This window comes from Type-A symbiont of Plautia stali (assembly GCF_059731155.1).
In genome coordinates, this window is sequence record NZ_AP035891.1 from 1,794,609 (window position 1) to 1,813,085 (window position 18,477).

At 60.8% G+C, this 18,477-nt stretch carries 9 protein-coding genes and 9 pseudogenes; 10 read left to right on the top strand and 8 right to left on the bottom strand.

Annotation, left to right across the window (positions count from 1 at the left end; genetic code table 11):
• The first annotated feature begins 45 nt into the window (after nt 1-45).
• From dps to glnQ, 4 genes and pseudogenes are all read left to right on the top strand, one after another.
• Nucleotides 46-551, top strand: a pseudogene (gene dps, locus AC6I8M_RS09600) (DNA starvation/stationary phase protection protein Dps).
• A gap of 313 nt (nt 552-864) precedes the next feature.
• Entirely contained in the window at nt 865-1,611 is a 747-nt protein-coding gene (gene glnH, locus AC6I8M_RS09605; protein ID WP_010615932.1) for a glutamine ABC transporter substrate-binding protein GlnH, read from the top strand.
• Nucleotides 1,612-1,697: 86 nt separating this feature from the next.
• Complete coding sequence (gene glnP, locus AC6I8M_RS09610; RefSeq protein WP_010615933.1) at nt 1,698-2,357, top strand: glutamine ABC transporter permease GlnP; 660 nt, start codon at nt 1,698-1,700, stop codon at nt 2,355-2,357.
• A complete protein-coding gene (gene glnQ / locus AC6I8M_RS09615; RefSeq protein WP_010615934.1) occupies nt 2,354-3,076 on the top strand; it encodes a glutamine ABC transporter ATP-binding protein GlnQ in 723 nt (240 codons plus the stop codon). Before glnP ends, glnQ begins: the two co-directional genes overlap by 4 nt.
• Before the next feature lie 21 nt (nt 3,077-3,097).
• Here the strand turns inward: glnQ and rlmF are convergent.
• Nucleotides 3,098-4,066: pseudogene (gene rlmF, locus AC6I8M_RS09620) on the bottom strand (23S rRNA (adenine(1618)-N(6))-methyltransferase RlmF); the annotation flags it as partial.
• Between the two features lie 179 nt (nt 4,067-4,245).
• Between rlmF and AC6I8M_RS09625 the strand changes: the two are divergent.
• Nucleotides 4,246-4,865, top strand: a pseudogene (locus AC6I8M_RS09625) (flavin reductase family protein).
• A 33-nt stretch (nt 4,866-4,898) separates the two neighbouring features.
• Here AC6I8M_RS09625 and AC6I8M_RS09630 read toward each other — a convergent pair.
• The 5 genes and pseudogenes from AC6I8M_RS09630 to hutI form a co-directional block, all read right to left on the bottom strand.
• Nucleotides 4,899-6,375: pseudogene (locus AC6I8M_RS09630) on the bottom strand (HAL/PAL/TAL family ammonia-lyase).
• Nucleotides 6,372-7,172: pseudogene (locus AC6I8M_RS09635) on the bottom strand (ABC transporter ATP-binding protein). Before AC6I8M_RS09635 ends, AC6I8M_RS09630 begins: the two co-directional pseudogenes overlap by 4 nt.
• A gap of 1 nt (nt 7,173) precedes the next feature.
• A pseudogene (locus tag AC6I8M_RS09640) lies at nt 7,174-7,800 on the bottom strand (ABC transporter permease); the annotation flags it as partial.
• Nucleotides 7,791-8,372 (bottom strand): annotated as a pseudogene (locus tag AC6I8M_RS09645) (N-formylglutamate amidohydrolase); the annotation flags it as partial. The pseudogenes AC6I8M_RS09645 and AC6I8M_RS09640, both read right to left, overlap by 10 nt.
• Nucleotides 8,369-9,583, bottom strand: coding sequence for an imidazolonepropionase (hutI, locus tag AC6I8M_RS09650; RefSeq protein ID WP_010615938.1), 1,215 nt, complete (start codon nt 9,581-9,583; stop codon nt 8,369-8,371). The pseudogene AC6I8M_RS09645 and the gene hutI, both read right to left, overlap by 4 nt.
• Nucleotides 9,584-9,661: 78 nt before the next feature.
• Between hutI and AC6I8M_RS09655 the strand changes: the two are divergent.
• Nucleotides 9,662-10,985 (top strand): annotated as a pseudogene (locus tag AC6I8M_RS09655) (formimidoylglutamate deiminase); the annotation flags it as partial.
• Nucleotides 10,982-11,482, top strand: a pseudogene (locus AC6I8M_RS09660) (HutD/Ves family protein); the annotation flags it as partial. The pseudogenes AC6I8M_RS09655 and AC6I8M_RS09660, both read left to right, overlap by 4 nt.
• Here the strand turns inward: AC6I8M_RS09660 and hutC are convergent.
• Nucleotides 11,466-12,221 (bottom strand): histidine utilization transcriptional repressor HutC, encoded by a 756-nt coding sequence (gene hutC / locus AC6I8M_RS09665; RefSeq protein WP_010615940.1) that lies wholly within the window; start codon nt 12,219-12,221, stop codon nt 11,466-11,468. The pseudogene AC6I8M_RS09660 and the gene hutC overlap by 17 nt on opposite strands.
• A gap of 319 nt (nt 12,222-12,540) precedes the next feature.
• Here hutC and hutH point away from each other — a divergent pair, with 319 nt between their 5' ends.
• The 3 genes from hutH (at nt 12,541) to AC6I8M_RS09680 (ending at nt 17,357) form a co-directional block, all read left to right on the top strand.
• Nucleotides 12,541-14,139 carry a histidine ammonia-lyase gene (hutH, locus tag AC6I8M_RS09670; RefSeq protein WP_051588471.1) on the top strand — a complete coding sequence of 533 codons (1,599 nt, stop codon included), beginning with the start codon at nt 12,541-12,543 and terminating at the stop codon, nt 14,137-14,139.
• Complete coding sequence (gene hutU, locus AC6I8M_RS09675) at nt 14,105-15,790, top strand: urocanate hydratase (protein ID WP_010615942.1); 1,686 nt, start codon at nt 14,105-14,107, stop codon at nt 15,788-15,790. The genes hutH and hutU overlap by 35 nt, the downstream gene beginning before the upstream one ends.
• 409 nt (nt 15,791-16,199) lie before the next feature.
• A complete protein-coding gene (locus AC6I8M_RS09680) occupies nt 16,200-17,357 on the top strand; it encodes a M20 aminoacylase family protein (RefSeq protein WP_010615943.1) in 1,158 nt (385 codons plus the stop codon).
• Between the two features lie 114 nt (nt 17,358-17,471).
• Here the strand turns inward: AC6I8M_RS09680 and ybiB are convergent, their stop codons facing one another.
• Nucleotides 17,472-18,440, bottom strand: coding sequence for a DNA-binding protein YbiB (gene ybiB / locus AC6I8M_RS09685; protein ID WP_010615944.1), 969 nt, complete (start codon nt 18,438-18,440; stop codon nt 17,472-17,474).
• Between the last annotated feature and the right edge of the window lie 37 nt (nt 18,441-18,477).

The following is an 18,477-nucleotide window of genomic DNA, read 5'->3' on the forward strand; positions in this document are numbered from 1 at the left end:
TTCCCGTGCTTGATTAGGACAACCATCAATAAGAGGACATTAATGATGAGTACCGCAAAACTGGTTAAAACAAAATCTTCCGATCTGATTTATACCCGCAATGACGTGGCTGATAGCGAGAAGAAAGCTACCATCGAGGTGCTCAACCGTCTGGTCGTGGAATTTATTGACCTGTCGCTGATCACCAAGCAGGCGCACTGGAACATGCGCGGCGCGAACTTCATTGGCGTTCATGAAATGCTGGATGGCTTCCGCACCGCCATTACCGATCATCAGGACACCATTGCAGAACGTGTGGTATAGCTGGGCGGCGTTGCGCTGGGCACCACGCAGGTGGTCAACGACAAGTCACCGCTGAAAAGCTATCCGCTGAATATTCACAGCGTACAGGATCATCTGAAAGCGCTGGCTGACCGTTACGCCGTCGTAGCTAACGACACGCGCAAAGCCATCAGTGAAGTGAAAGACAAAGATACGGCCGATATCTTTACTGTGCCGCATCGCGTGACCTTGATAAGTTCCTGTGGTTTATCGAATCGAATATCGAGTAATGCTCAAACAGGCGAGTTATCCCGCCTTTTTTATGCCTGTCACCCGCCCGGATTTTTTGACGCCGTTAACAATTCCTTAATCCTTTCTTTCCCTTATTATCACTCTGATGCACACTGTGCCTGCACCACAATAGCACAATGCACCATTTTGGTGATTTATTCTGTTGCAAACCTTTCCCGGTGTGCAGAATCGTGTCATCCTGCCCCGGCAATCTGTTGATCTTCGCGTTTAAGTAAAGTTGGCATAATTTTTTCATTATGATGAGCCGTACATCAGGCCACCAGGCCTGACGGGTAATTAAGGAAAAAAATGATGAAGTCGTTGATTAAAGTCTCCGTGGCCGCGCTGGCGCTGGCCTTCTCGCTTTCCTCCACTGCAGCAGACAAAAAACTGGTGGTCGCTACCGACACCGCCTTCGTTCCGTTTGAATTCAAACAGGGCGACAAGTATGTCGGCTTTGATATCGACCTGTGGGACGCTATCGCTAAACAGCTGAAGCTGGATTACACCCTGAAGCCGATGGATTTCAGCGGCATCATTCCGGCGCTGCAAACCAAAAACGTTGACCTGGCGCTGGCCGGCATCACCATTACCGAAGAACGTAAAAAAGCCATCGAATTCTCTGACGGCTACTACAAAAGCGGTCTGCTGGTGATGGTGCGTAACAACGAAAACGACATCAAAGGCATCGACGATCTGAACGGTAAAGTGGTAGCAGTGAAAAGCGGCACCGGTTCGGTGGATTACGCCAAAGCGCATATCAAAACCAAAGACCTGCGCCAGTTCCCGAACATCGATAACGCGTACATGGAGTTAGGCACCAACCGTGCTGACGCCGTGCTGCACGACACGCCAAACATCCTGTACTTCATCCACACCGCTGGCAAAGGCCGTTTCAAAGCAATAGGTGACTCCATCGAAGCGCAGCAGTATGGCATTGCTTTCCCGAAAGGCAGCGACGACCTGCGTGAGAAAGTGAATGGCGCGCTGAAAACCCTGCACGACAACGGTACTTACAACACTATCTATAAAAAATGGTTTGGCAACGAACCTAAATAATTCAGGCCTGACGCCTTTTTATCAGCAGGGAGCTTTGTTCTCCCTGCTTTTTACATTTCCACTGCAACAGATTCTGGAGTAACACCATGGAGTTTGACTGGAGCGTCATCTGGCCCGTCTTACCGATCCTGATCGAAGGCGCCAAAATGACCCTGCTTATCTCGATCCTCGGCCTGATTGGCGGACTGGTTATCGGCCTCGTGGCCGGTTTCGCCCGCGCCTACGGCGGCTGGATCACCAACAACATCGCGTTAGTGTTCATTGAACTGATTCGCGGCACACCGATCGTGGTGCAGGTGATGTTCATCTACTTCGCCCTGCCGATGGCCTTCCCGGACCTGCGCATCGACCCGTTCACCGCCGCCGTCGTGACCATCATGATCAACTCCGGTGCCTACATTGCGGAGATTACCCGCGGTGCGGTGCTTTCGATCAACAAAGGTTTCCGTGAAGCCGGCCTAGCGCTTGGCCTGTCGCGCCGCGAAACGCTGCGCTACGTAATCATGCCGCTGGCGCTGCGCCGCATGCTGCCGCCGCTGGGTAACCAGTGGATCGTCAGCATCAAAGACACCTCGCTATTCATCGTGATTGGCGTGGCGGAACTGACCCGTCAGGGCCAGGAGATCATCGCCGGTAACTTCCGCGCGCTGGAGATCTGGAGCGCCGTTGCCATCATTTACCTGGTTATTACGCTGGTGTTGAGCTTTGTGCTGCGCCGTATTGAGAAAAGGGTGAAAATCCTGTGATTGAATTTAAAAACGTCTCGAAAAACTTCGGCCAGACTCAGGTACTGCACGACATCAACCTGAAAGTTAATCAGGGCGAAGTGGTGGTGATCATCGGGCCGTCCGGCTCCGGTAAATCTACTCTGCTGCGCTGCATCAACAAGCTAGAAGAGATCAGCAGCGGCGAACTGATTGTCGATGGCATGAAAGTTAACGATCCCAAAGTGGATGAACGTCTGATCCGTCAGGAAGCCGGTATGGTGTTCCAGCAGTTCCATCTGTTCCCGCAGATGAGCGCGCTGGACAACGTGGCCTTTGGTCCGATCCGCGTGCGCGGTGCAAAGAAAGAGGCGGCGCATCAACTGGCGCGTGAGCTGCTGGGCAAGGTCGGCCTCGCCGAGCGTGCGCACCACTTCCCTTCTGAGCTGTCCGGCGGGCAGCAGCAGCGCGTGGCGATTGCGCGTGCGCTGGCGGTGAAGCCGAAAATGATGCTGTTCGATGAGCCTACCTCGGCACTCGATCCCGAGCTACGTCATGAAGTGCTGAAAGTGATGCAGGATCTGGCGGAAGAAGGCATGACCATGGTCATCGTGACCCATGAAGTGGGCTTCGCACAGAAAGTGGCGTCGCGCCTGATCTTTATCGACAAAGGCACCATCGCGGAAGATGGCAATCCGGACGATCTGATCACTAATCCGCAGAGCGACCGTCTGCGTGAGTTCCTGCAGCACGTCTCCTAAGACAGCGTAAAAAAATAAAGCCGCTGCGGATCTCCGCGGCGGCTTTTTTTTACCTGAACAGCGGTTAGCGTGCCAGCAGCTGCGCGCGCGTGGCGGGCGGTAAAATGTCCAGGCGATAAAGCGGCTCTGCTTCTGGCCCTGTGCCATGCCGACGATGCGTACCTGATAAGCGTCCTGCGCCTTCAGCCGATCGCGCAGCTCAGGCAGATGCTCTTTGCGCGACACCAGCGAGGTGAACCAGACGATGCGATCGCCTAACGCGACGCTTTCATCAATCATCCGACCGGTAAACGCGCGTTCACTGCCGTCGCACCACAACTCGTTATGCTGACCGCCGAAGTTGAGCGGTGCCTGCTTACTCAGGCCGAGATTGCGCACTTTACGCTGGCTGCCGGCCGCCGCATCGGCCGCCGAGCCGTGGAACAGCGGATTACACAGTACCGCGTGATAGCGTTCGTTCTTATGCACCACGCCAGCAAAAATCGCGCTCTCCTGCTTCTGACGGCGCAGGCGAATGGCGCGCTGCAGGCCGGGATTGCTGGCCACAATCTGACTGGCGGCGTTAACGGCGTCCGCGCTGATGTCGGTGCCGGTAAAGCGCCAGCCATACTCCGCGTGACCGATCAGCGGATAGATGCAGTTGGCACCGCAGCCAATATCCATCACGTCGAGATCGCGCGGCAGCACGCCACCGTTATCGCTGGCCAGCAGATCCGCCAGCGCATGAATGTAGTCAGCGCGGCCCGGCACCGGGGGCGTCAGATAGCCTTCCGGCAGCTGCCAGTTCAGGTTATAAAACAATTTCAGCAGCGCCTGATTCAGCAGCAGCACCGCGTGCGGATCGGCGAAATCGACCGACAGCTCACCGTAACCGTTGGGGCGCACTTTATCCGCCAGCGGCGGATGCGCGGCAGTCAGGGCAGCAAAATCATAACGGCCCTGATGGCGGTTACGCGGATGAAAGAGCGCGGTAGCGGCAGGCTTGTTCATAGATTCTCCGGACATTAATGCGCGCGTAAGATACGCTGGATGACGGCAGCGCACAATCCGCCAGGAAAATTTAGTACAACGAATTTAAATCTATTCTCCCCAAAACTGAGTCCACAATACTGCGTCCAGCCGCCAGCGCCGCTGGAACACACAGTATCCAGGACGAATCAGGAGCGCAAATGCGACAACGTTACACTTATCAGCCACGCAGTGGACACGGTCTGCCTCACGATCCGCTCAACGCCATCGTCGGCCCGCGCCCGATTGACTGGGTTAGCTCGCAAAGCGCCAGCGGCCAGCGCAATCTCGCGCCCTATAGTTTCTTTAACTGTTTTAACTACCATCCGCCAATCATTGGTTTTGCCAGCAGCGGCTGGAAAGACAGCGTGAAGAATATCAGCGAAACCGGCGAGTTTGTCTGGAACCTGGCGACGCGTCCGCTGGCAGAAGCCATGAATGAGAGCTCCGCCTCGGTACCGCCCGATCACGACGAGTTTGCCCTCGCCGGCCTGACGCCGCTGGCCGCTTCCCACGTTAACGTCAGCATGGTAGCGGAGAGCCCGGTCAACGTTGAGTGTCGCCTGACGCAGCTGATTCGCCTGCAGAATGCACAGGGAGGCGAGCTGGAGAGCTGGCTGGTACTGGGCGAAGCGGTAGCGATTCACATCGATGAAGCGCTGCTGGAGAACGGCATCTACCAGACCGCCAAAGCGCAGCAGATTCTGCGCGCCGGCGGTCCTTCCGCCTATTACGCGATCAGCGTTTTGATCTGGTGCGCCCGGACGCGCGCCGCGGTTAAATCAGGACACTGGCGGCGCGTCACATCGCACCGCTAGCAGGCCAGCGTCTGTAACACCTTCACCGCCCGGGCTATCTCCGGTGCCAGCCAGCGATCCTCCTGCCAGGTGGCAACCTCGGCGCGTAGCGCCCGGCCCGTGCCGCTGGCCAGCTGCGCCTCACCGTGAAAATCCAGCGCCTGCGCCGCCAGCACATACTCAATCGCCAGCACCTGCCAGAGGTTATTCAGCAGTCTGAGCAGCTTGAGCGCCGCGCCGGTACCGAGGCTGAGGTGGTCCTCCTGCAGTCCCGAGGTAACGTAATTGTCCAGCACCGCCGGCTGCGCCAGCTGACGATTCTCCGAGCACAGGGAAGCCGCCACGTATTGCGCGATCATCATGCCGGAATTTCCCCCCGGCTGCGCCACCAGAAACGGCGGCAGCCCGCTGACCAGTGGATTAACCAGCCGGTCCAGCCGGCGCTCGGCAATACTGCCAATCTCCGCCATGGCAATTGCCAGCAGATCGGCCGCCATGGCGACCGATTCGCCCTGCGGATTGGCCTGCGACACCACGCGCCAGTTGTCCGGCGAGCCCAGCACCAGCGGATTATCGGTGCAGGCGTTCAGCTCAATCTCAACCTGACGCGCCGCGTGGGCGAACTGATCACGGCTGGCCGCCGTGCACCTGCGGCATCGAACGCAGGCTGAGCGCATCCTGGGTGCGTATGCCGCAGCTCGCGGCCAGCAGCGGGCTGTCGCTCAGCAGCGCACACAGACGCTAGCCGCTGTGCTGCATGCCGGGGCTGGCTTTCAGCGCAATCACCTCGGCATCAAAGGCCGCCAGCTGACCGCGCAGCGCTTCGAAGCTCATGGCGTCGGTGACATCCGCGCAATCCAGCAGCCGCGCCGCATCGTCCAGCGCCAGACAGCTCAGCCCGGTCATGCACGGCGTACCGTTGACCAGGCTCAGGCCCTCTTTGGCACCGGGGCGATACGGCTGCAAACCGGCCAGCCGCAGCGCCTGCTCAGCCGGCATCACCTGTTGCTGGAACTCAACGTCGCCCACGCCAATCAGCGTCAGCCCGATATGCGCCATGTGGGTGAGGTAACCGACCGAACCCTGCGACGGCACCTGTGGCGTGATCTGCTGATTGAGCAGCGCCAGCAGGTGCTGCACCAGCGCCACCGAGACGCCGGATTTGCCGTGGCTGTAGTTGGCGATGGCCGCACACAGAATGGCGCGCGTCTGTTCACGCGTCAGCAGCGGGCCGACGCCGCAGGCGTGGCTCAGCAACGTATTGCGTGACAGCTGGCTGAGCTGCTCTTCCGGCAGCGTGATGTTACACAGCGCCCCCAGCCCGGTGTTGATGCCATAAGCAATCTGGCCGCTGGCAACGATCTGTTCGACGATCTCGCGACCGCGCGCAATGCGCTGCCAAGCGCCGGCGCTCAGCGTCAGTTCGGCGTTATGTCGCGCTACCTGTACCAGCGCCTGCCAGGTCAGCGGCGCATCGCCCCAGACGACGGTCATACTGGCTGCTCCACGTGATGGCTCTGATGGCTGGAAATAAACTGCTTAAAGCGCGATGAACCGCAGGCGCCAAACATCGCTTCCGGCGTGCCCTCGCAATCGATGTTCCCCTGATGCATAAACACCACGCGATTAGAGACGTTGCGCGCAAAGCCCATCTCGTGCGTCATCACCAGCATGGTGCGCCCCTCTTCAGCCAGGCTGCGCATCACCTTCAGCACCTCGCCGACCAGTTCCGGGTCGAGCGCCGAGGTTGGCTCATCAAACAGCATAACTTCCGGATCCATCGCCAGCGCGCGGGCAATCGCCACACGCTGCTACTGGCCGCCGGAGAGCTGCGCCGGATAAAAATCCTTGCGGTTTAGCAGCCCGACGCGATCCAGCAACTGCTCTGCCTGGGCGATACAACTCTTTTTGTCGCGCTTCAGCACATAGTGCGGACCTTCAATCACGTTCTGCAGCACCGTCATGTGCGACCACAGATTAAAGCTTTGAAACACCATGCCCAGCCGCGAGCGCAGGCGTTCAATCTGCTTAGGATTAGCCGCCAGCTGATGACCGCGCGCGTGGTGCTTCATTTCAATGGTTTCGCCGCCGACGCTCACCACGCCAGCATCCGGCGTCTCCAGCAGATTGATGCAGCGCAGCAAGGTACTTTTGCCCGAGCCGCTGGCACCGAGAATTGAAATAACATCGCCCTGATGCGCCTGCAGCGAGATGCCCTTGAGCACCTCCATAGCGCCAAAGGATTTATGGATATCAGTGGCGGACAAGGTGACTGGTGAAGTGGAATGCATATTACTCTCCGGCAAGCGGTTTAACGGCGGGCAGCGGCTTTTTTTCAGCGCGGTGCACCGAGGTCAGACGGCGCTCTAACAGCGCGTACAGCTGGACGATAATAAAGTTGAGAATCAGGTAGATCGCCGCAGCGCAGACAAACACTTCCATGGTGCGATAGGTACGCTGGATGATCTGCTGCGCCACGCCGGTGACATCCCACACCGTGACCAGGCTGGCGAGCGCGGTGGATTTCACCAGCAGAATCGCCTCGGTGGAGTACGCCGGCAGCGCATAGCGCAGCATGATCGGCGCGATGATGTGGCGCAGCAGCAGCCAGCGTGACATGCCGCAGGCCAGTCCGGCTTCGACCTGACCTGCCGGCACCGCCAGCAGCGCACCGCGCAGGATCTCGGCGGTGTAAGCGGCAGTACACAGCGACAGCGCCAGCACCGCGCAGATAAACGGCTCGCGCAGAAACGGCCAGACGAAGCTGTGGCGAATCACGCCAAACTGGCCAAGGCCGTAGTAGATAAGAAACAGCTGAATCAGCAGCGGCGAGCCGCGAAACACCAGAATATAGCCGCGCGCAAAACCGCTCAGCAGCCGCCAGCGGCTCATGCGCAGCGCCAGAATGCCCAGCTGTAGTCGCTTTGCGCGGCGCACACCTGCTCAATCGCCGCGATGCTGGCCGCCGAACAGCTGGCACCATCGTTGGTGCCGATATTCAGGTCCGGCAGCTGGCCGTCGAACAGGCGCAGAATCACCGAAGCGATAGAGTGCGCATCAAACAGCAGCGCATAGCCATGTTCGGCTTTTAGCCGCGCCAGCTCCTGCTGAATCTGTTGATGATAGGGCTGCCAGATAGTCTCCAGATAGCGCTGGCGCGCCGCGCTGTCCGGCGTTATGCCGGGTTTAAAGGTCGGCGTGCCATCAAACAGCGTCTCCGGATAGAGCCCGGTGGTGGCCGTGCTGTACAGTGGCTGGTTGTCCAGCGGACGGTTGAGATCAATCACGAAGCGCGAGTAGTGCCCGATCAGCACGCTGGCACCCAAGTCGCGCACAAAGTCGTACAGCAGTGGAATATGCCAGTCGGTATCCGGCAGGCCGCGCGCGGCCTCGCTCAGCCCGGCGTCAACCTCCGGCGTCAGTTGGGTACCGGCATGCGGAATACTGACCAGCAGCGGCAGCTTACCGGCGGTGAAATGAAAAGGGGTCATTGCGCTTCTCCACGATAGATAACCTGGCACGGCAGTTCGCCGCCCAGCCAGTAAACCAGCTCAGCCGGGCGAGCCAGCGGCCAGTGGACAAAATTGGCTACTTTGCCTGGCTCCAGCGAGCCGTGCGTGGCCTGCAGGCCAAGCGCCTTCGCGCCCCACAGCGTGACGCCGGTCAGCGCTTCCTCCGGCGTCAGGCCAAACAGCGTACAGCCCATGTTCAGCATCAGTCGCAGCGACAGCGCCGGTGACGTGCCCGGATTGGCATCGCTGGCCAGCGCCATCGGCACGCCGTGCTGGCGGAACAGTTCGACCGGCGGACGCTGCGTCTCGCGCAGCAGATAGAACGTTCCGGGCAGCAGTACCGCCACCGTGCCATGTTCCGCCATCGCGCGGGCATCCTGTTCGGTGGCATATTCGAGGTGATCGGCAGAGAGCGCGCCATAGCGCGCCGCCAGTGCGGCACCCCCGAGTGCCGACAGCTGTTCAGCGTGCAGCTTCACCGGCAGGCCGAGCGCTTTGGCGGCATCAAATACCGCGCTCACCTGCTGCAGTGATAGCGCCAGGTGTTCGCAAAAAGCGTCGACCGCATCCGCCAGCCCTTCCGCTTTCACCCGCGGCAACAGGCGCTGGCAGATAATATCAATCCAGCCCTGCGGGTTATCCCTGAACTCTGGCGGGAAGCCGTGCGCCGCCAAGCAGGTGGCCTGCACATCGGCAGGCACCGACTCTGCCAGCTCGCGGATAGCGCGCAGCAGAGTGAGCTCGCTCTCTTCGTCCAGCCCGTAGCCGGATTTAATCTCCACCGTGGTAACGCCTTCGGCCAGCAGGCGATCGAGCCGCCAGCGCGCCGACTCCACCAACTGCTGCTTGCTGGCCGCTCGCGTGGCGCGCACCGTCGACATGATGCCGCCGCCCTGCGCGGCGATCTCCGCATAGCTCACGCCGTTGAGCCGCTGTTCGAACTCCTGGCTGCGATCGCCGCCAAACACCAGATGCGTGTGGCAATCCACCAGACCGGGCGTAATGATGCCGCAGTCAAACTGCTGCTGCCGGCGCGGGGCAAAGTCCGGTAACGCGCTGCGCGGGCCCACCCACACCAGCTCGCCGTTATCCACCGCCACGGCGCCATCCTCAATCAGGTTATAGCGACCGTCACGCATGGTGACCACATCGGCCCCCAGCCACAGGCTGTCGATCTGTTTACTTGCCATCCCACTCCCCTTTTGTCTGGCGATTTACACTGCGCCTCAAAGTATGTATATACAACTTTTCGCCATTGAGGATCAACCATGGCAGTTTATTTTGCCCCACGCGCACAGCTGGCCGACCGCTGGCAGGAAAACGTGCTGATCGCGACCGACGATCAGGGATTTATTCGCGCCCTTACCACCGACAGTACGCCCGGTGACGCCGTGCGCCTGGCCGGGCCGGTGATCCCGGCGATGGCCAAACTGCATTCGCATGCCTTCCAGCGCGCCATGGCCGGGCTGGCGGAAGTGGCAGGCGATTCGCAGGACAGCTTCTGGACGTGGCGCGATCTGATGTACCGCATGGTGCAGCGCCTGTCGCCTGAGCAGGTCGGTGCCATCGCCACCCACCTCTACATTGATATGCTCAAGGGCGGCTACAGCCAGGTGGCGGAATTTCACTATCTGCATCACGATCCGCACGGCCAGCCCTACGCCGATGATGCGATGCTGCAACAGCTGATGCAGGCGGCGCACACCGCCGGTATCGGCCAGACGCTGCTGCCGGTGCTGTACAGCTACAGCGACTTCGGCGCGCAGCCGGCCAGCGACGGTCAGCGACGCTTCATTCAGCACACCGATGCCTATCTGCAACAACAGCAGCGCGTCGCGCAGTGGAGCGCGCAGCAGCCGCTGATCAACCACGGCCTGTGTTTCCACTCACTGCGCGCGGTAAGCGAAGCCCAGATGCATGAGGTGCTGGCCGCCAGCGCTGCGCATCTGCCGGTGCACATTCACGTTGCCGAGCAGGAAAAAGAGGTCAGTGACAGCCTGGCATGGAGCGGCGAACGGCCGGTGGCGTGGCTGTATAACCGCTTTGCCGTTGATGCGCGCTGGAGCCTGATTCACGCCACCCATCTCGATCAGCAGGAGATAGCGCGCATGGCGGACAGCGGTGCCATTGCCGGTCTGTGTCCCACCACCGAAGCCAATCTCGGCGATGGCATCTTCCCGGCGGTGGAGTACATCGGGCGCGGCGGGCGCTTGGGGCATTGGCCCTGACAGCCACGTTTCGCTCAGTGCGCTGGAGGAGCTGCGCTGGCTGGAGTATGGCCAGCGACTGCGCGATCGTCGCCGTAATCGCATCACGCTAACCAATCAACCCTCGGTCGGCGATCTGCTGTGGCAGCAGGCGGCTCAGGGCGGCGCGCAGGCCTGTGGCATTGCCAGCGGTGAGCTGGCGGTGGGCAAACGCGCCGACTGGCTGGTGCTGGAGGAAGATGCGCTGCTGGCCAGCGTCAGTTCCGCCGCGCTGCTCAATCGCTGGCTGTTTGCCGGCAGCAGCCAGCAAATTCGTGACGTGTTTGTTGCCGGACAGCCGGTGATTCAGCAAGGTCATCACGCGGCGGAAGAAGCGGCCGCCGCTGGCGCAACGGCGGCGGGGAAACGCGCGAAATTATCAGCTATCCGCCGGGCGCGGCGCAGTTCGAGTGGCGCGCCAGTATCGCCACCATCGACACCGACGGGCCGTTATCGCCCTTCCCCGGCGTCGATCGGGTGATCACTTTACTGCACGGCGATAACGTGCTGCTGCGCTGTGAACAGGCCGAACAGCAGTTGCTGCCCCATCAGCCGTGGGCCTTTCCCGGCGAATGGGCAATTGAGGCGCAGGTCAGCGGCAGCTGTCAGGACTTCAACATCATGACGCGGCGCGACGACTGGCGCGCGGCGGTAAGCGTGGAGCAGCAGGCGGTCAGCAGCCTGCATGGCGTGACATATGTGCTGGCGGGTTCGTGGCGCAGCCGCGCGGGCGAGACGCTGCAGCCGCAGCAGGGGATGTGGTGGCTGCAGGAGCAGCAGCAGCTGGTGCCGCAAACGGCAGAGGCCAGCCTGCTGTTTATCGCGCTTAGCCGTGTCCCCTGAAGCGGCCCAGCAATTTGTAGCGTGAGCCTGGATAGAGCAGGCGCGCATAGGTGACGATTTTGTTGTCGCTCCACGTCTGGCGGCGGATAAGCAGGCAAGGTTCGTGCTCGTCCAGCGCCAGATGCTTACGCTGGCGCAAATCCGGCAGTACCGCTTCAACGATATGCTCTCCGGCGGTCAGCGGGGCGACGCGCATCAGATAGGTGTACGGCGTCAGGCTATGGTAATCCTGGCTGAGGTAATCAGGCGCGACCAGCGGATTGACCAGACGATCTTCCAGCTGCACTGGCAGCTCATTTTCGTAGTGCACGATCAGCGAATGATACAGCGTCTGGCCAGTGGAGAGTCCCAGCACCGCAGCCTGTTCCGGATCGTCCTTCATCTGACCTATCGAGAGAATTTTGCAGCTGTGCGTGTGGCCGCGCTGGGCAATTTCATCGGCGATGTTATGCACTTCCAGCATTGCGGTGTAGCCCTTCATCTCCGCGACAAAGGTACCGACGCCCTGCATGCGCACCAGAAACCCTTCGCTGGTGAGTTCCCGCAGCGCGCGGTTGATGGTCATGCGGCTGACGCCCAGTTCATTGACCAGCTCGCTCTCGGACGGCACCCGCTGGTTGGCTTTCCAGTGACCTTCCCGGATCTGGCTGACGATTGCCTGCTTAACGCGCTGGTAAATGGGCGCGGGTTCATCCCCCATCGCTGCCGCCAGCTGTGCGATTGCCGTTTGCTCCGCCATTTCCTGTTCCTTTTCCGAATGATGTGTGAAGTTTACTGTCTCGCCGGCTAAATGTATATACATCCAATGGTGCAAAGCCTGCCCGCGTGGTGCAGCTGCCGCTCGCTTATGGTGCAGCGTACCAAGCTGGAGGTTGCCGCCCCCGCATTGCGGCACGTTTCACAGAATACGATCAATCTGGCACAGCGCTTGCTACTTGTATAGACAAGACTAGATACTTATGCTTCACTCACAATACTTATAGCGCCTCTGGCGGATGCCATCGCATCTTGCGCACCGTCACAACGTGGCAGATAACTTATATAGACAGGAGTAGACTATATCAGGTTCGGTTCAGGCAATTCGCCTCGTTCCCGGTGAAGTGGACCTCGCCACCTTACGCCGTATTTATCAGGATAAGGTGACGCTGCAGCTGGCAGAGGAAGCGCGGGCGGATATTGACCGCGCACGTGAAACCGTCGAGGCCATCGTCGCCTCGGGCAAGGTGGTGTACGGCATCAACACCGGCTTCGGCAAGCTGGCGCAAACGCAGATCCCCGCCGAACGCCTGGCGGAACTGCAGCGTAACCTGGTGCTGTCACACAGCGTCGGCCTCGGCGATCTGCTGCCGGACAACGTCACCCGGCTGGTGGTCGCCAGCAAAATCATCAGCCTAGCACGCGGCCACTCGGGCATCCGCATTGAACTGATTGACGCGCTGCTGGCGCTGTTCAACGCCGACGTGATGCCGTGCATCCCGGCGAAGGGATCGGTTGGCGCGTCCGGCGATCTGGCCCCGCTGGCGCATCTCTCCCTGATGCTGCTCGGTGAAGGCCAAGTGCGCATTGACGGTCAGCTGGTGCCCGCCAGCGAAGGACTGGCCCGCGTCGGCCTGCAGCCGATTGTGCTGGGACCAAAAGAGGGTCTGGCGTTGCTCAACGGCACCCAGGTCTCTACCGCGCTGGCGCTGCATGGTCTGTTTGAAGCCGAAAATCTGTTTGCCGCCGGGCTGATGGCCGGCGCGCTGTCGCTGGAAGCGATTAAAGGCTCGGTTAAACCGTTTGATGCACGCATTCATCAGGCGCGCGGCCAGCACGGGCAGATTGCCGTTGCCGCTGCGGTGGCGACGCTGCTCGAAGGCAGCGAAATTCTCAGTTCACACAGCAACTGCGGACGCGTACAGGATCCCTATTCGATCCGCTGCGTACCGCAGGTGATGGGCGCCTGTCTCGATAACCTCAGCCACGCCGCGCGCGTGCTGCAGATTGAAGCCAACGCAGCTTCTGACAACCCGCTGGTCTTCAGCGACAGCGGCGACGTGATCTCCGGCGGTAACTTCCACGCCGAACCAGTGGCCTTTGCCGCCGACATCATCGCGCTGGCGATTGCGGAAGTCGGTGCCATCTCCGAACGCCGCCTGGCGCTGCTGCTCGACACCGGTCTCTCCGGCCTGCCGCCCTTCCTGGTGCGCGACGGCGGTGTGAACTCGGGCTTCATGATTGCGCAGGTTACCGCTGCCGCGCTGGCCTCGGAGAACAAATCGCTGGCGCACCCAGGCAGCGTCGACAGTCTGCCGACCTCAGCCAATCAGGAAGATCACGTATCGATGGCCACCTACGCGGCACGTCGCCTGGGCGAGATGTGCTTTAACACCGCTGCCGTGGTCGGCATTGAAGCGATGGCGGCGGCGCAGGGCATCGACTTCCACCGCCCACTGCAAAGCTCTGCCGCGATCGAACAGGAGATGAGCCGCATTCGTGCACAGGTCGCCTTCCTCGATCAGGACCGTTTACTGGCGCCGGACATTGATGCCATGCGCCTGTGGGCCAGCAGTTACGTCTGGCCTGAAACCCTTACTGCGCTGCTGCCAAGCCAGCGTTCTACTGCTAATAAAGGAACCGATGATGAGCGAAACTTTGACTCAGGCTGTTGCCCGTGAAATCCGTGCGCCGCGCGGTAATGAACTGCACTGTGCCAACTGGCTGATTGAAGCGGCATACCGCATGATTCAGAACAACCTTGATCCTGACGTGGCCGAACGCCCGGAGGATCTGGTGGTGTATGGCGGAATCGGCAAAGCCGCGCGCAACTGGGCGTGCTTTGAAGAGATTCTGCGCTCGCTGCGCGCGCTGCAGCCGGAAGAGACGCTGCTGATTCAGTCCGGCAAGCCGGTCGGTGTGTTCCGCACCCATGCCGATGCGCCGCGCGTACTGCTGGCCAACTCCAACTTGGTGCCGCACTGGGCGACATGGGATCACTTCCACGAGCTGGATAAGGCCGGGCTAATGATGTATGGCCAGATGACCGCCGGTTCATGGATCTATATCGGCGCGCAGGGCATCGTGCAGGGTACCTTTGAAACCTTCGCCGAAGCCGGTCGCCAGCACTATAACAGTGACCTGACTGGCCGCTGGATTCTCACCGCCGGTCTGGGCGGCATGGGCGGCGCGCAGCCGCTGGCGGGCGTGCTGGCTGGTGCCTGCGTGCTGGCAATTGAGTGCCAGGAGTCGCGCATCGATTTCCGTCTGCGCACCCGCTACCTCGACCATAAAGCTTACAGCTTGGATGAGGCGCTGGCGCTGATCAAAGACGCCACCGAAGCCGGCCAGGCGATCTCCGTGGGCCTGCTGGGCAACGCGGCCGAGCTGGTCCCGGAACTGGTGCAGCTCGCGAAAGCGGGCGGCATGAAGCCTGACATCGTGACCGATCAGACCTCCGCGCACGACCCGATCAACGGCTATTTGCCGGTGGGCTGGGACGTGGCGCGCTGGGAAGCCGAGCGCGTCAGCAATCCGAAAGCGGTAGAGAAAGCGGCACGCGCCTCCATGGCGCAGCACGTGCAGGCGATGCTCGACTTCCACCACATGGTTGTGCCGACCGTAGATTACGGCAACAATATTCGTCAGTTGGCACTGGATGAAGGGGTGAAAAACGCCTTTGATTTCCCGGGCTTCGTGCCTGCGTATATTCGTCCGCTGTTCTGTGAAGGCAAAGGACCGTTCCGCTGGGTAGCGCTCTCTGGCGATGCGGAAGATATCTATAAAACCGACACCAAACTGAAAGAGCTGTTCCCGGAACACAAAAACCTGCACCGCTGGCTGGATATGGCGCAGGAGCGCATCGCCTTCCAGGGCCTGCCGGCCCGTATTTGCTGGCTGGGGCTGGGCGAGCGTCATAAAGCCGCGCTGGCATTCAATGAGATGGTGCGCAACGGCGAGCTGAAAGCGCCGATCGTGATTGGTCGTGACCACCTCGACTGCGGCTCGGTGGCGTCACCTAACCGTGAAACCGAGGCGATGAGGGATGGGTCAGATGCGGTGTCGGACTGGCCGCTGCTGAACGCGCTGCTGAACACCGCCGGCGGGGCCACCTGGGTGAGCCTGCACCACGGCGGCGGCGTCGGCATGGGCTTCTCGCAGCATTCCGGGGTGGTGATCGTCTGTGACGGTACGGCTGAAGCGGATGCGCGCCTTGGTCGCGTGCTGTGGAACGACCCGGCCACCGGCGTGATGCGTCATGCCGATGCGGGCTACGAGCTGGCGCAGACCTGCGCAGAGCAGCACGGTCTCAATTTGCCGATGCTGAAGTAGTTCCAGGTGCGCATCAATGCGCACCCTACGGTAGGTTACCCCGGCTGGGCAATGCCGCAATGTCGGTCTGTTAAGACCTTAACACTGTTCCTAAAGATTGCACTGTGTAAGGTCGGCATTCATGCCGACCACATGCAGCGCTAGCACGGCGGCATCCCATCGCGCCCTGTAGGGTCGGCATTCATTCCAACCGCGTGCAGCGCCAGCACGGCGGCATCCCATCGCGCCCTGTAGGGTCGGCATTTATGCCGACCTTGCCACCCCCTGCCCCCTTATACCAATCAGCTATAGCCTATAGCCAAATTATTCCTTTCCACGATAGACGCCCCCCACGCTTACCACTACAGTGGACACTTAACTTCCCGCGTCGGAGATTGCGCAGCTGACGCTGCTGATGGAGCCTTACCTTATGAGCCTGCCTGCTGCCCTGCTGGAAAACACCCTCACCTGGCGTCGTCAGTTACATCAACATCCTGAACTGGGTTACCAGGAGCAGCAGACCAGCGAGCTGGTGGCCCAGGTGCTGACCGATGCCGGACTGCAGGTGTTTCGCGGTCTCGCCGGCACCGGCGTGATCGGCACGCTGGAGAACGGCCCCGGTCCGGTCATCGGGCTGCGCGCCGATATGGATGCCCTGCCAATCACCGAAAAAGGCGAGCCGCAGTGGAAATCGAGCCGTCCTGGCGTGATGCACGCCTGCGGTCACGATGGCCACACCGCGATACTGCTGGCCGCAGCCTGTCAGCTGGCCGCCACGCGTAATTTCAAAGGTACGGTGCATTTCCTGTTTCAGCCGGCCGAAGAGAATCTGGGTGGTGCGCGTAAAATGGTGGAGGGAGGTCTGTTTCAGCGCTTCCCGATGGATGCCGTGTACGCGATGCACAACTGGCCGGGACTGCCGGTGGGATCGCTGGCGGTGAATCCGGGCGCGATGATGGCATCGCTGGATTCATTTGAGATTACGCTGCACGGCAAAAGCTGCCATGCGGCGATGCCGGAAAGCGGTGCCGACCCGATGGTGGTCGCCGCCGAGCTGATTCTGGCGCTGCAAACCATCCCGTCGCGCCGCCTGTCACCGCTGGCTTCGGCGGTGGTCAGCGTCACCCAGATTCACGGTGGCGAAGCCATCAACGTCATTCCGGAGCAGATCACGCTGCGCGGTACGGTGCGATGTCTGCAGACCGACGTGCGCAATCGCGTGCGCGGTCTGATTGAAGATTTTGTTACCACCCTGCCGCGCCCGTTTGACGTCAGCGGCGAGATTCACTGGTATCCCGGCTATCCGGTCACCGCCAACCATGTTGCCCCGGCGGAGCAGGTGCGTGACGTGGCGTGCCAGCTGCTGGGCGAACAGCAGCTGCACTGGCAGGTTAACCCGTCGATGGCGTCTGAAGATTTCGCCTGCATGCTGGAAGCCTGTCCCGGCGCCTATTTCTGGCTCGGCGCCGACGGTGCCACGCCTTCAGCCCCGCTGCACAATGCGAACTATGATTTCAACGATGCGCTGCTGCCGATTGGTATTACGTTCTGGCAGCAGTTGGTGGAGAGCGTACTGATTAAACGCTGAAGGCGGTGCTCAGTAAGCCATTTCAGCTACGCAGGCGTGCGCACCTTGCACAACCGCTGCGGTGACAGCCGTCACCGCTCAGGTTTTTCGTGAATGGCCAGCCGGGCAGCCCTGTTAAATCCCCGCCTGCTGTAACCGCGTTTCGGCATCAGCCATCGTTGCGGCTTCGCCGGTCGCGACCAGACAGCACGCCAGCTGCAGGCGCAGCGCCTGCGGCACCGCGCGTTCACCGGCCAGCACCTGACGGATCCACGCTGCGGTATCCCGGGCACTTTTGCTCTCTGCTAACGTCAGCGCGATCTCCGGCTGTCGCTCGACCCACACTTCCGCTTCTGCGCCGGCACCGAGAATATAATTAATCGCCGGGCAGCGCTGCGGATTGGCATACACTTCACCTTCAGTGCCGTTCAGCAAAATTGCCGGTGCATCGATATCCTGGAAGAATTTCCCCACGCGCGGCACATATTCCGGATGCGACACGCTCGCCAGCCGCAGCGCGGCGCGTTCGGCAAATGGCGTCGCCAGCTTGGCCAGCGTGTGCGCACTGTTGCGCACGCCCATGCGCCAGCGCAGCGCCAGCTGTTTTGCCATTGGCGCACATAAATCATCGATGGTGATGAACGCCAGCTCGCCAGCGTCGAGTTTCGCCTGCGCCTGTTGCGCGCTGGTCACCGGCGCAATATCCAGCGCCGCCAGCACCGCTTCGCTGGTTACGCGGGTTGGGTCGTCGCTGACGCCGTGCAGCAACACCGGAAAACCGAGCTTCACCAGCAGCAGCGCCAGCAGCGGCGTCAGATTGCCTTGGCGACGCGCGCCGTTATAACTGGGGATCACGATGGGCATCGGCCGCTGTGCCGGAGCCTGCAGCCGCATCATGCGCTGCTGCATCGCGTGGTAGAAGCCGCGCATCTCCGCTTCCCCTTCCCCTTTGATGCGCAGCGCAATCAGCACGCCGCCCAGTTCGAGATCGGGCACCTCATCCGCCAGCATCGCGCTGTAAAGCGCCACGGCAGTATCAAAGTCGATATCGCGTGCGTGATTCTTGCCGCGGCCAATCTCTTTAATGATCTTATTCAGTTCCATCACACTTTCCCGCTTCCAGGGCGCGCCGTCACCCAGC

Excerpts from the sequence above, each read along its gene's own strand:
- AC6I8M_RS09680 (WP_010615943.1), top strand. The coding sequence starts at position 16,200 with ATGAGCCTGCCTGCTGCCCTGCTGGAAAACACCCTCACCTGGCGTCGT.
- hutC (WP_010615940.1), bottom strand. The coding sequence starts at position 12,221 with ATGGCGGAGCAAACGGCAATCGCACAGCTGGCGGCAGCGATGGGGGAT.
- ybiB (WP_010615944.1), bottom strand. The coding sequence starts at position 18,440 with ATGGAACTGAATAAGATCATTAAAGAGATTGGCCGCGGCAAGAATCAC.
- glnH (WP_010615932.1), top strand. The coding sequence starts at position 865 with ATGAAGTCGTTGATTAAAGTCTCCGTGGCCGCGCTGGCGCTGGCCTTC.
- glnP (WP_010615933.1), top strand. The coding sequence starts at position 1,698 with ATGGAGTTTGACTGGAGCGTCATCTGGCCCGTCTTACCGATCCTGATC.
- hutU (WP_010615942.1), top strand. The coding sequence starts at position 14,105 with ATGAGCGAAACTTTGACTCAGGCTGTTGCCCGTGAAATCCGTGCGCCG.
- hutI (WP_010615938.1), bottom strand. The coding sequence starts at position 9,583 with ATGGCAAGTAAACAGATCGACAGCCTGTGGCTGGGGGCCGATGTGGTC.